This window comes from Priestia sp. BR_2 (assembly GCF_041954005.1).
Classification (GTDB): Bacteria; Bacillota; Bacilli; order Paenibacillales; family Paenibacillaceae; genus Paenibacillus_AQ; species Paenibacillus_AQ lautus_A.
Genome location: NZ_JAVFHM010000185.1, coordinates 37999 through 51341 on the forward strand (window position 1 = coordinate 37999; position 13343 = coordinate 51341).

A 13343-nucleotide genomic window follows, 5' to 3' on the forward strand; every position below is an offset into this window, starting at 1 on the left:
GGAAAAGTTCCATGAAACGTAAATTCGGAGATCGGGCGAATTGGCGCCGTATCACGCGCCGGCACTTCACTTCCCGGTATGTGGAATGTGAGCAATTTACAGGGTATCTCACGTTATATACCATCTATGGCCTGAAAGAACCGTTGTGGAAGACGTATGGCCGTCATACTTACCGAATCGCGGACAAAGGCTATTCATGGCTGCAGTATTATCCCAAGGACAGCCATTACATCGTTACGGCCATGTTTGACGACAAGCGAAATATTGTTCAATGGTATATCGATATTTGCAAGAAACAGGGTGTAACCGATCAGGGCGTTCCATGGTTTGACGATCTATACCTGGACGTTGTGGTCGTCAAGAATGGCGAAGTGTTCTTGCTGGATGAAGATGAGCTTGAGGATGCCCTGCGCCGGAATGATATTACCCGGGATGATTACAGGCTTGCCAAGGTGACTGCTCGGAACCTGCTTCGGGCCATCGACGCACATGAATTTCCTTACTTTATGATGTCACTGAAGCATCGCGACCAGTTATTTCATAACGGAGAGTTCAGGAGGAAGAAATAATGCGTCAGGAAATACATAAAGGCCTGCCGACCGCAGGCACAAGAAAGAGAGCGTGGTATCGGCGAGGGATCTATACCTTGCTCTCGCTCGTAGTTCTCGGAGTTTTATGGTCAGGTTATGCGTATTGGAAAATCGAAAGCGCCGTCAGCAGACCGGCGGAGAAAGCGGACGTCGGCATCATTTTGGGCGCCTCCATGTGGGGGGATCAACCAAGTCCCGGCCTTCGCGAACGTCTTGAGCATGCGCTGGTTGAGTATAATGCCGGTCGATTTGATACCTTCATTGTTACAGGCGGTCTGGATAAACCCGACTACAATTATACCGAAGCCGAGGGGATGAGAAACTTCCTGGTCGAGGCAGGGGTGCCCGAAGAACGAATCTTCCTTGAGAACGAAGCTACGAGCACTTACGAGAATTTGCTATACAGCCAAGCGATCATGGAGGAGCACGGGTGGAACACCGCTATCATTGTAACCCATGATTACCACGGGACGAGGGCCATGGAGGTCGCAACAGCCCTTGGCTACGATCAACCCTCGATGTCGCTGACGGAATCTACCGTTCTGCCCATGGCCAAGCACAAGTCCCGGGAAGTGCTGGCTTATACGAAATGGACGGCGGATCGGCTGTTGATCGCCATGGGTGTCCTATGAGGACGAAACTTCTAATAAGCAGGCTGTAAATAGAATACATTGGAATAGATAGTCAGCCCTTTGGATAAAGAGGTGAGGAGCAATGAACGGGCGTGTAACGGCCGCTAACGGCCGATCTGAAGGACGGCCATCCCGGCAGATAAATGTCGTGCTCCGCAGCGCGGAACCCCCACTCATCAGCAGTGCGGTTCCGGAACGCGAACCGGCCCCTTCGCCGAACCCTGTTTCCCAGCACAGTCTATTCCAGGAAATACAAAAAGAGCTGGATCAACTGGTAGGTCTCGAACAGATCAAAGACCTGGTGTTTGAAATCTATGCTCTGCTTCAAGTAGCCCAGATGCGTTCGGAAGCAGGCTTATTAAGCGGCGGTCATGTATACCATATGATTTTCAAAGGAAATCCCGGTACGGGCAAAACGACGGTCGCCCGCATCGTGGCGAAGCTGTTTCAGAAGATGGGCGTGCTGAATAAGGGTCATCTGGTCGAAGTGGAGCGGGCGGACCTCGTAGGCGAATATATCGGCCACACGGCACAAAAGACCAGGGAACTGGTCAAGAAGGCGTTGGGTGGCATTTTGTTCATCGACGAGGCCTACAGCCTCGCGCGCGGAGGCGAGAAGGATTTTGGCAAGGAAGCGATCGATACGCTTGTCAAAGCCATGGAGGATCATAAAAACCAGTTCATTCTTATTCTGGCGGGTTACAGCGACGAGATCGATTTTTTTATGGATTCGAATCCCGGTCTCTATTCCCGTTTTCCGATCCAGATGGACTTCCCCGATTACAATCTGGATCAACTAATCCAGATTTCGGAGCTGATGGCGAAGGAGAGGGATTATATCTTGATGCCGCAGTCGCTGAGCAAGCTCAAGGAACACCTGCAGATGGAGAAGGATCACGGACTACACGCCTTCAGTAATGCACGTTATGTAAGGAATGTCATCGAGAAATCGATAAGGAATCAATCGGTTCGGCTGCTGAATCAGTACGTAACCGGAAATCCCGGCAAGCTGGAGCTTATGACCCTGCGGCCGGAGGACTTTAAGTTAAACGGAAAATTACAATGATTTTAAGCTTGTCTTCGAACATAATGAAGGGGTAACGCTGCTTTCTTTGGATCATAATGTTTATTGCAGGCAGCAGCGGTTAGTTAAATTAGGAGACGTATCGTTAGAAGGAGTTGGCTATATGACAAATATAACGCATGATACCCGGACAGAGATCGAAGATAAGGCCGTTCTGGTCAGTTTGGTAACGGATGCGGTTAAACGCACCGGGATTAATCCGGAACACTCGCTGCAGGAGCTGGTTCAGCTGGCCGAAACCGCTGGAGTAGAGGTGCTGGATGTCATTACGCAAAATAGGGAAGTGCCGGATTCCAAATGGTTCATCGGCAAAGGGAAAGTCGAAGAGCTGCGCATGGCGATTGATGGCTTAGGGGCAACCACGGCCATATTCGACCAGGAATTATCGGGGGCGCAGGTTCGAAATCTGGAAGAATCGCTTGATGTCAAGATTATCGACCGGACTCAATTGATTCTGGATATTTTCGCGCAGCGGGCGAAAACGCGTGAGGGAATTATCCAGGTGGAGCTGGCCCAGCTTACGTACCTGCTCCCGAGGTTGTCGGGACATGGCAAAAATCTGTCCAGGCTCGGAGCGGGAATCGGGACGCGCGGACCGGGGGAGAGCAAGCTCGAAACCGACCGCAGGCATATTCGCGACAGAATCAGCGATCTGAAGCGGCAGTTGGATGAAGTCACCCGGCATCGGACGCTCCATCGGGAACGCCGGAAGAAGAGCGGGGCCGTGCAGGTTGCGCTTGTCGGTTACACCAATGCCGGCAAATCGACTTTGTTGAATCGGTTAACGGCCGCAGACGTTTATATCGAAAATCAATTGTTTGCGACGCTGGATCCCACTTCGCGCGTGCTGGAGCTGCCAAGCGGCAAAGAAGTCGTGCTTACGGATACCGTAGGATTCATACAGAATCTTCCCCATGATCTGGTGGCTGCGTTCCGTGCGACGCTGGAAGAAGCAAACGAAGCCGATCTGATCCTTCATGTCGTGGATGCTTCTTCACCTATGCGGGACGAACAGATGGCGGTGGTTCAGTCCATTCTTCAGGATTTGGGTGCCGCCGATAAACCTCAAATCGTCCTGTTTAACAAAAAGGATGCATGTGAGCCGGGCCAGCTGGAAATGCTGCCGACGGGTGAAGGGCAATTAAAGATCAGCGCTTACGTTGATCAGGACTTGGAATCGGTGCGCGAAGCGATTCAGGACCGGCTCTCCGGGGGCAACGTCACGTTCCGGATTCCGGCCGACCGCGGCGATTTGAACTCGGTAGTATACCGGGTCGGAGACGTGCTGGAGCAGTCTTTTGACGAGAATGATATCCTCTATGAGGTCCGGATCAATAAAGCGGATTATGAAAAGATGGGTTATTTGCTTCATGAGTACGTTCAGAATGGATCTTAAGCATAGGAGTAAAAGCGCATAAGCCCCTGTTCAGGGGCTTATATTGCGTGTTCGGGGCGGTTTGAAACGTTGATGAGTTCTATGTAACAATAATATGTGTTAAGATGTGAGACATCATGTGTATAAGAGGAGAGAGCAGTTCGTCATGGCAAGATTTTCGCAAGATATACTTGAATTGAGCAGTGAGATTGAGTCCAAAATCAGTCGGCGTATACGGGAGATTGACACCATTGTTGATTTTAATCAGTGGAAGGTCATTGATGCTTTCCAGAAGTTTCAGGTGAGTGATTTCCATTTTGCGGGTTCCACCGGCTATGCCTATAATGATCGTGGCCGTGAAGTGCTGGATGAAGTTTACGCTGACGTATTCAGAGCCGAATCGGCCCTGGTCCGGCCCCATTTTGCTTCGGGAACCCATACGATCTCGACGGCTTTGTTTGGTGTATTACGACCGGGAGATGAGCTGCTTTATATTACAGGGCGTCCCTACGACACGCTGCATAAAGTCATTGGCGAGCCCGGGGACGGCACCGGATCGCTGCGCGATTTCGGTATCGGCTATCGTGAGGTGGCCCTGACAGAACAAGGGGACATTGATTGGGAGCGGGTCGAGAGTGCCATCGCGCCTTCGACGAAAGTTATCGGTATCCAGCGTTCCCGGGGATATGATTGGCGGTCTTCGTTTACCGTTGCCCAGATTGGCGAGATGGTAAGCCGTATACGGTCCATTCGCGAGGATGTAATCGTGTTTGTGGATAACTGCTACGGTGAGTTTACGGAGCGTCTGGAACCGACGGCGGTCGGCGTTGATCTGATGGCGGGTTCCCTAATCAAAAATCCTGGCGGCGGCATTGCCGAAACCGGCGGCTACATATGCGGCAAAGCAGCCTATGTCGAGCAGGCGGCGTATCGGTTGACTGCACCCGGAATCGGACGTGAAGTCGGGGCTATGCTGGGAACAACCCGAGGAATCTATCAGGGCTTATTCCTGGCACCTTCCACCGTCGGGCAAGCCATCAAGGGAAGCGTCTATGCTGCTGCGATGTTTGAAGCCGTGGGATTTACGACCAAGCCGGGCTGGCAGGATGAGCGTACCGATTTGATCCAGGCGGTATCTTTTAGCGGAGCGGAACATCTGATCGCTTTTGTACAAGGGATTCAACGGGCCGCTGCCGTGGACAGCCATGTGGTTCCCGAGCCTTGGGATATGCCGGGATATGAGCATCCGGTGATCATGGCGGCAGGCACGTTCATTCAGGGAGGAAGCCTGGAATTGTCCGCGGATGCGCCTATCCGTTCACCCTATATCGGCTACATGCAGGGTGGTTTGACTTATTCTCATGTTAAATATGGGGTACTTATGGCACTCCAAAGCATGAAAGATCGTAAACTATTGTAAGTTATCCTTACATGCGGTTGACGTGGCTGATCAGGAAATGTACAATAGGATCAGAATAACCACTTGGAAGGTTGATGAGATATGGGTGATGAGATTCGGAGGAATATGGCGTTATTTCCGATAGGCATTGTTATGAAGCTTACGGATCTATCTGCCAGACAAATTCGCTATTATGAGCAGCATAATTTAATTGTCCCAGCCCGTACGTCGGGCAACCAACGCCTGTTTTCCTTCAATGATGTGGAGCGACTGCTAGAGATTAAGGCTTTGATTGAAAAAGGCGTGAACATTGCCGGTATTAAGCAAGTCATGAACCCGGTCACGAAAGAGTCTGAAGAGGCTACCGTCATTACGCCGGATACGGAGAACAGACGCCGTGAGATGTCGGAATCGCAGCTGCGCCGTTTGCTGAAGCAGGAATTGATTACCGCTAAAAGACCGGGTCAGGTTTCATTGATTCAAGGGGAATTATCCCGGTTTTTTAATAAATAAGGATTGCCATGCTGTCATTCTTCATGGAGTCTAGTTTTTTATTTAAAAAGGAGAGGATAAAGTGAGTTATACCAGAGAGGACATTCTACGCATTGCCAAAGAAGAAAATGTTCGATTTATCCGCTTGCAATTTACAGATTTGCTGGGAACGATCAAAAACGTTGAAATTCCGGTAAGCCAGCTGCCTAAAGCGCTTGATAATAAAATGATGTTTGACGGTTCTTCCATCGAAGGGTATGTGCGTATCGAGGAATCCGATATGTACCTGTACCCGGATCTGGATACCTTCATGATCTTCCCTTGGGTATCCGAGGATCGCGTCGCACGTCTGATCTGTGATGTTTACATGCCGGACGGCACCCCGTTTGCGGGAGATCCGCGCGGCATTCTGAAGAGAGCACTGAAGGAAGCCGAAGAGATGGGCTTCACTTCCATGAATGTCGGTCCGGAGCCGGAATTCTTCCTGTTCAAAACCGACGAAAAAGGTAATCCGACAATGGAGCTGAATGACCAAGGCGGATACTTTGACCTGGCGCCTACGGATCTCGGCGAGAACTGCCGCCGTGACATCGTGCTGACGCTGGAAGAGATGGGCTTCGAAATCGAAGCTTCTCACCATGAGGTTGCGCCTGGCCAGCACGAAATCGACTTCAAGTACGCAGATGCGATCAAAGCGGCTGACCAGATTCAAACCTTTAAATTGGTTGTTAAGACGATCGCTCGTCAGCATGGGCTGATTGCAACGTTTATGCCAAAACCGCTATTCGGCGTAAACGGCTCCGGCATGCACTGCAACCAATCGCTCTTCAAAGGCGGCGAGAACGCGTTCGTCGATGAGAGCGACGAGCTTGGCCTGAGCGTAACGGCTCGGAACTATATGGCGGGTATTCTTAAGCATGCACGCGCGTTTGCTGCGATCACGAACCCGACGGTGAACTCGTACAAGCGTCTCGTGCCTGGTTACGAAGCACCTTGCTACGTGGCATGGTCTGCAAGTAACCGCAGCCCGATGATTCGTATTCCAGCATCCCGCGGTCTGAGCACGCGCATCGAAGTGCGTAACCCGGATCCGGCTGCGAATCCGTATCTGGCTCTGGCTGTCATGCTGAAAGCTGGCTTGGACGGCGTTAAGCGTGAGCTGTCGCTTCCGGCACCGATCGACCGCAACATCTACGTGATGACGGAAGAAGAGCGCATCGAGGAAGGCATCCCAAGCTTGCCGGCAAACCTGAAGGAAGCGCTCAACGAATTGATCCGCAGCGAAGTCATTTCCGATGCACTCGGTGACCATGCGCTGGCTCACTTCTACGAGCTGAAAGAGATCGAATGGGATATGTACAGAACGCAAGTTCACCAATGGGAACGCGATCAGTACATTACGATGTATTAATAGAGGAATCCCCGCTGCCAAGTGGCAACGGGGATTTTTTTGTCTAAACCGTAAGTACGTTTTTAGCTTACGTGTTTGAACAACTCAGGTATTATAACTTTTAGTCGTTAAGGTCTTTAAGACGACACTCCATTGTTTTTATGTGATTGAATTCATCCATGAAGTCACTTACAATATTACTTGAATTCCAATATATAGGAGGTTCGGGTGATGAAAAAGAAATATATTCTATTACTCTCAGTTGCAACGATGTTAGGAGGAATGACAATAGGGGTAGGAGCTGCTCCTGCACTAGAAAAAATAAGTGCAAATTTAAACTGGGGAATTAAATATGAGGTTAATGGTGAAGATTGGGTTCCAAAAGATCAATCAGGAAAAAGACTTGCAACAATTACATACAACAACTCAAATTATATCCCTGTAAAAGCGATCTCCGAGGCACTTGGCTCGGTCGTTGAATATGATAGCAAGAATCAAAAAATTATTATCGGAGAAAAACCAGATACAACAATTATAACCAAAGAAGGAATCAAAATTAATAGCACTTCCTTTACCACAAGTGATAAGCAGTACACCGAACATAATGGAAAAGATTACGGCTCAGGTATCGTAATGAGAGAAATTAATAATTCTGAAAAAACGATCATTCTTGAACCAAAAGGAAAATATAAAGTACTAGATCTTTCATTGTTACCGATTAATATCCGTAATGATATCTCAGTAACGATATATAATGGCAAGACAAAGATAAAAGAACTTATGCTGTCGCCTAAAGATATTGGACAGCATATCGTTATTGATATTGAAGATGCAAATCAAATTGAAGTAAATGTGAAATTTCAGAAAGATATAATAGGAGATGACACTATATTCCTGACAGGTACATATAAATAATTCTTTTACAGAATCAGTTCAGTCACGCACTAATATTAGTCCATAAAGAATCTTCCCTTACCTACGGGAGATTCTTTTTTATTTTACGAAAAAAGGAACCTTTGCTCGCTTCCATGACTCTAATTAGATGAGGTGAATCGGTTGGAGCTCGAATACTTAAAGCAGATGACGGTCATGGACAGCCAGACGCTGGATAAAATCATGAATGAATATGGAAACGATGTGTGGAATTATGCGTATTTTTTGACCAAACAGCATGCCTTGGCAGACGATATTGCACAAGAAGCCTTTATTAAGGCTTATTACGGCATACATACCTTTCGCGGTCAGGCGACGCTGAAAACGTGGCTGCTTACGATCACGCGACATACGGCGTTTCGGTACAAACAGGCTTTTTTCTTTCGGAAAGTCATCCTTAAAGACAAGCTTACCGCCAGTTCGTCAAGCCGGTCAGCAGAAGCGGAATATTGGGACGAGCAGTATACGGATGAAATATGGGCAATGATTATGACTTTGCCGAGCAAGCTTAGGGAAGTATTGGTCCTGGACCTATACTATGAAATGCCGATGCATGAGATTGCGAAGCTGCTTCATATTGCGATAGGCACTGTAAAATCCAGATTGCATCGGGCCAGGAAAAAAGTACAAAAACTAATGAAGGAGAAGAACGATGAGTGAGGATAAACCAGACTGGTACAACCGTGCTAAAAAAGCTCCTTTTTCAAATGAAAAGTTCACGTCCGAAATGAAAAAAAACGTGCATAGGTCCGTGATTTTCACCGACAGCAAACCTGAACGTCGAAAGTACTTACAAGTTGGATTGGCTGGCGGGTGCATGCTTCTGATTATTTTAATTGCCTTTCAATTGCCTTATGGCGGGGACGAACAACAGAAAGCAGGGACTATGCCCCCTACTAAGGAGGAGACAATCCGGGCACAAGGCGTAACGGATGAAGGACGGTTAAACGTTATTGCAGTTGGACAGGAAAAAATAACGACATTGGGTGCACCGAGCTGCTTCGGTATCGAAACGGATCGGTCGTTTACCGGAAACTACAGCGTGCAGTATAGCACTAACCAAGTTACAAATGAAGTCACTACGCTGGAGGGGCTTACATTTATTCAACCGACATCTGCTCCGGTTGATATGATTCGCCTGCCGTTTCAAGATGCCGATGTATTTATACTCGCACCGCAATATAGGGACTGTCATGGCATACAAATCTATTCGTTCGCCGTAGAGCATGAAACGGGTAATGCCGTGCAGCTTCGATTTCAGGATGAGTCCTTGGTATCCTACTTTTCGTATTATAGACCAGGTACGACTCCCGAGGTGAAGGAGAATAAGCTTGTTCTGCAGTCTACGGAGGGACCGGGAGGCGAAGGTTCGCCGGAATATAAACCTAAGCGGATGTATCGACTGGATCTTAAGCAAGGCGTAATGGTGTTGGCAAACTAGTCAGGATTATCTTCCATTGTCTATATACAAAAAGCGAAGAGGTTACCATCCAAATAAGGAAGGTAACCTCTTATTCATAATTCTACGGAATTAGTGTACGTCCCTGAAGAGACCGATCACTTTCCCGAGAATCGTAACATGGTTCAAGCGCAGCGGCTCATAGGTAGGATTCTCCGGCTGCAATCGTACATGATCCTTCTCCTTATAGAAGGTCTTCACGGTTGCTTCATCTTCTTCTGTCATTGCTACGACAATGTCACCATTGTCCGCGGTTTGCTGCTGGCGAACGATGACGTAGTCACCGCTGTGAATGCCGGCTTCAATCATACTGTCGCCGACTACGGACAACATGAACACCTTATCGTCGCCCACGTAATGCTGCGGGAGCGGGAAATAGTCTTCAATGTTCTCCATGGCCGTAATCGGCACGCCTGCTGTGACTTTCCCGACGACAGGCACTCTGGCAATGGTGTGCGTAAACAGATTCGCGCTCTCGGATTCTTCTTGGCCAAGCAGCTCGATCGCTCTTGGTTTCGTAGGGTCACGGCGGATCAGGCCTTTCTTCTCCAAACGGTCCAGATGACCATGGACCGTAGAACTGGAAGCTAGTCCGACAGCCTCGCCGATTTCCCGGACAGAAGGCGGGTAACCCTTGCTACGAACTTCGTTGCGGATAAACTCTAAGATCGCCAGCTGGCGGCTGGAAATTTTCGACATGCCGTATCAACCCCATTTAGTAACGTTTGGGAAAATTATAACATAGAACTACCGTTCGTACAAACATAAGTTCTAAAATAAAAATAGAACAAATGTTCTTTTGGGTATTGAATCAAACAAGTGTTCGTGTTAAGATGAATCCATAAGAGAACACTTGTTTGGGAGATGATGATTCCATGTTGAAATACAGTACATACCGCAGCATTTATGAGAACGTTCCGGTGGTAACAGAACAATCATCGAAGACTTTGGGCATTTACTTGAAATCGAAGATAGCTTCGATCCCTTTGAATAAACTGTTGTTCACCCTGCTAATTGTGGCCATCTTTTGGACAGGTGCATATTCCGTTTTTGCCGGTGGGACAGAGAAGCCGACTGGAGAGAAGCAGGTGATCGTTCAATATGGCGATAGCTTGTGGCGAATTGCTTCCCTTCACAAACCTGCGGATATGGATACACGCGTATATCTGGATAGCATACGAAGAATGAACGGATTGAAGGGTCCGGACATACAGGCTGGGGAAGTGCTGTCATTGCCGGTTTGGTGATTTGACGTTGCTTCTAACCAATTGGCATTCATACTCCATATAATCATCACATACTACTGGTTACTTCCTGTTTAATTACACATCATATTCTGCTTGTCAGATTGAATCATTTACGCGTAATAGCGCGTTTACAATAGATAACTATAGATTACCTCCCCATAGACGGTATTCGTTTATGCGCATCATATGTTCCTATTTGTTCTTAGAAGAGTTTGCAAGGGCTCAGTTGCCTTGACAAGCTCTTTTTCACATGTTTAAGTTATACATGATATCGAAATTGGAGGAGAAGTCATGGACATCGATACTTTGGTAGAACGCATCAATGTATTAGCAAGAAAGAAGAAGAATGAAGGGTTGACCGAGGAGGAGCTCAAAGAACGGGCCGAGCTTCGGGAAATATACCTTAACAATATTCGCAGTAACTTTAGACAACAGCTGGAATCGATTGAATGGGTTGATGAAAACGAACAAAAAGGCGGCCCGCGATTAAAGCACTAGTCGATAACCGTTCAAGGATATATATTCAGAGGATCCGCGAACAGATCGAAGGATAGCATAATAATACTTGGGGTACCGGTCATTCGGATAATCGATTACGGTTACCCCAAGTTTATATGGTTTATAAACATTTTGATTATGAGTTCAGGGGGAACCAAATGTCACGTTCATGGGAAAGAAAAGTCAGCAAAAATATGTCGCAACTTAACAAACAGCGCAAAAAGCAGGGATTGACCTCGTATCAAGGGTCTGCGATTAATGATAAGCATGACGTGTTTAAGGGACGTAAGTATGTACTTCCGTTAGTGCTTGTTGCATTGGCCGGTTTGTATGCGCTTCTCGGAACGGCAACTTCACAGGCAGCCGGCGGAAGCAATGATGTATTGAATTGGGTTGGCGTCAGCTTGTATATCCTGTTGGCGCTCATGATATTTCTCCGCAAGCCTTATTTGAAGATTGAGCGGGCTTCCGTGTCGACCATGAAGTTCAACCGGGAACGCCGTCTGGCCGTATCGGATATCGAGAAGATCAAATTGGCTTCGGGTTCCGTCGTGATCCAAGGCAAGGGAAAAGCAGGCAACTGGGTGTTCTCACGAATGATGAATCTTTACGATACCAAAGCCATGGGCGAAAGATTGGAAGAGTTTGCAAAGACTCATCAAATTCCAGTGGAGCACAACTAACCCGATTGAGTAGATCACAATGTATATGAGGAGTGGGAGAGAAATGCCGATTGCTGCGGTTTTGTTTGATTTGGACGATACGTTGTTGTGGGATGAACGCAGTGTAGAAGAAGCGTTTGAAGTGACATGCCAAGCCGGAGCGGCGGAAACCGGCGTTGATGCCGGCGCGCTTTTGGCCGCGGTGCGTGAAGAAGCAAGAGCATTGTATGAATCCTATGATACTTTTGCTTTTACCAAAATGATCGGGATCAATCCGTTTGAAGGCTTGTGGGCTAATTTTACGGCTGGATCCCAGCCCGAATTCCGAAAGCTGCAAGAATTGGCTCCCGTATACCGCAAGGAATCCTGGCGTCGCGGACTTCATCGCCTTGGCGTTGATAATGAAGCGTTGGCTGAGACGTTGGCAACGCAATTTGCTGCGGAACGCAGAACAAGACCTTACGTATATGAAGAAACCTTTGAAGTGCTGAAGGAATTGCAGGGTAACGTGAAGCTGCTGCTTCTAACGAACGGAAGTCCGGATTTGCAGCAGGAGAAGCTTGATGGCGTTCCGGAACTGGTCCCTTATTTTGACCACATTATTATCTCGGGTGATTTCGGCAAAGGCAAGCCGGATGTTTCCATATTCAAGCATGCGCTTGATCTGTTAGGCGTCGAGGCGGATCAGGCCGTGATGGTGGGAGATAAGCTGACCACAGATATTAAAGGCGGCAATGCCGCAGGACTGCATACGGTTTGGATCAATCGGGTAGACCGGCCTCATGATCCGGCCATTCAGCCGAAGTTTGAGATCAAACATTTATCCGAGCTGCATGCTATTGTGGCGTCCTTATAAATGACGTGATCAAGAGTTCACGACTATTCTACAAGATCTATTAGCGAGATATATTAGCGTACATAGGAACAGTCCTGGCAGCAGCTGATGCGATTCGGGGCTGTTTTTTTATTGGTTGCCAAGTTTGAAAGGAAAGAGGCTGTTGGCAGTGACAAACGTCACACAATTGTAAGCTGCATGAGATAGAAGTTAAAGAATAATGCGATATAATGAATTAGGAAAATGACGCTGTTTGGAATGGACCATTACGTGAATAAATCATACATAGCATGAATTCGTAAAAGAGGTGGTTGGATGACCAGGAAAAAGATGGCCTTTATTGCAGCCATGGTGTTGATGGCGGTTGCGCTTGCCGCATGCAATGACAGCAAGGCGGCGCCCAGTGATGATGTGATGGCGGAGCCGATTATCGTAGAGCTCTCTCTGACGCCAGAGAGCATTAAGGCAGGCGAGAAAGTGTTGATCGAAGCGAAGGTAACACAAGCAGGCAGCCCGGTCGAAGATGCAAACGACGTGGAATTCGAAGTGACGCTGGAAGGCGGAGGCGTTCAGGCAAAGGTTCCGGTTAAACATGATCAAGGCGGGGTCTACAAAATGGAGAAAACCTTCGAGGAAGCAGGAACCTATCGCATCGTTTCCCATGTCACGGCTAGAGGGCAGCACTCCATGCCGCTGAAGGAATTGACGGTAACCGAGTAATACACCATACACAGCCAATAAATAAGG

The 13343-nt window shown here is 48.0% G+C and carries 16 protein-coding genes; 15 read left to right on the top strand and 1 reads right to left on the bottom strand.

Features of this window, described 5'->3' with window-relative positions; genetic code table 11:
• The first annotated feature begins 11 nt into the window (after positions 1-11).
• From RB298_RS09545 to RB298_RS09590, 10 genes are all read left to right on the top strand, one after another.
• Positions 12-569, top strand: coding sequence for a ribonuclease FAU-1 family protein (locus RB298_RS09545; RefSeq protein ID WP_015734660.1), 558 nt, complete (start codon positions 12-14; stop codon positions 567-569).
• Entirely contained in the window at positions 569-1222 is a 654-nt protein-coding gene (locus RB298_RS09550; RefSeq protein ID WP_192572408.1) for a YdcF family protein, read from the top strand. Before RB298_RS09545 ends, RB298_RS09550 begins: the two co-directional genes overlap by 1 nt.
• Positions 1223-1304: 82 nt before the next feature.
• Entirely contained in the window at positions 1305-2288 is a 984-nt protein-coding gene (locus RB298_RS09555) for an AAA family ATPase (RefSeq protein WP_096773369.1), read from the top strand.
• A gap of 121 nt (positions 2289-2409) precedes the next feature.
• Complete coding sequence (gene hflX / locus RB298_RS09560; RefSeq protein WP_096773370.1) at positions 2410-3702, top strand: GTPase HflX; 1293 nt, start codon at positions 2410-2412, stop codon at positions 3700-3702.
• 145 nt (positions 3703-3847) lie between these two features.
• A complete protein-coding gene (locus RB298_RS09565) occupies positions 3848-5101 on the top strand; it encodes a methionine gamma-lyase family protein (RefSeq protein WP_277748614.1) in 1254 nt (417 codons plus the stop codon).
• 81 nt (positions 5102-5182) lie between these two features.
• Positions 5183-5593 carry a MerR family transcriptional regulator gene (locus RB298_RS09570; protein WP_006209652.1) on the top strand — a complete coding sequence of 137 codons (411 nt, stop codon included), beginning with the start codon at positions 5183-5185 and terminating at the stop codon, positions 5591-5593.
• 61 nt (positions 5594-5654) lie between these two features.
• Entirely contained in the window at positions 5655-6983 is a 1329-nt protein-coding gene (gene glnA / locus RB298_RS09575; RefSeq protein WP_015734665.1) for a type I glutamate--ammonia ligase, read from the top strand.
• A gap of 210 nt (positions 6984-7193) precedes the next feature.
• Positions 7194-7877 carry a stalk domain-containing protein gene (locus RB298_RS09580; protein ID WP_486046951.1) on the top strand — a complete coding sequence of 228 codons (684 nt, stop codon included), beginning with the start codon at positions 7194-7196 and terminating at the stop codon, positions 7875-7877.
• 132 nt (positions 7878-8009) lie between these two features.
• Positions 8010-8555, top strand: coding sequence for an RNA polymerase sigma factor (locus RB298_RS09585; RefSeq protein ID WP_430623458.1), 546 nt, complete (start codon positions 8010-8012; stop codon positions 8553-8555).
• A complete protein-coding gene (locus tag RB298_RS09590; RefSeq protein WP_486046952.1) occupies positions 8548-9336 on the top strand; it encodes a hypothetical protein in 789 nt (262 codons plus the stop codon). Before RB298_RS09585 ends, RB298_RS09590 begins: the two co-directional genes overlap by 8 nt.
• Before the next feature lie 90 nt (positions 9337-9426).
• Here the strand turns inward: RB298_RS09590 and lexA are convergent, their stop codons facing one another.
• Positions 9427-10053 (bottom strand): transcriptional repressor LexA, encoded by a 627-nt coding sequence (lexA, locus tag RB298_RS09595; RefSeq protein WP_009596010.1) that lies wholly within the window; start codon positions 10051-10053, stop codon positions 9427-9429.
• 176 nt (positions 10054-10229) lie between these two features.
• On the opposite strand from lexA, the gene RB298_RS09600 reads away from it, so the two are divergent.
• From RB298_RS09600 to RB298_RS09620, 5 genes are all read left to right on the top strand, one after another.
• Positions 10230-10601: a LysM peptidoglycan-binding domain-containing protein gene (locus RB298_RS09600; RefSeq protein ID WP_486046953.1), complete on the top strand. Its 372-nt coding sequence runs from the start codon at positions 10230-10232 to the stop codon at positions 10599-10601.
• Positions 10602-10892: 291 nt separating this feature from the next.
• Complete coding sequence (locus RB298_RS09605) at positions 10893-11099, top strand: DUF896 domain-containing protein (RefSeq protein ID WP_015734670.1); 207 nt, start codon at positions 10893-10895, stop codon at positions 11097-11099.
• Positions 11100-11257: 158 nt separating this feature from the next.
• On the top strand, positions 11258-11782 hold the full coding sequence (locus RB298_RS09610) for a hypothetical protein (protein ID WP_009596012.1): 525 nt from the start codon (positions 11258-11260) through the stop codon (positions 11780-11782).
• Positions 11783-11825: 43 nt separating this feature from the next.
• Positions 11826-12617, top strand: a complete 792-nt coding sequence (locus RB298_RS09615) for an HAD family hydrolase (RefSeq protein WP_192572356.1) — start codon at positions 11826-11828, stop codon at positions 12615-12617.
• Positions 12618-12911: 294 nt separating this feature from the next.
• Positions 12912-13316, top strand: coding sequence for a FixH family protein (locus RB298_RS09620; protein ID WP_015734672.1), 405 nt, complete (start codon positions 12912-12914; stop codon positions 13314-13316).
• The last annotated feature ends 27 nt before the right edge of the window (positions 13317-13343 follow it).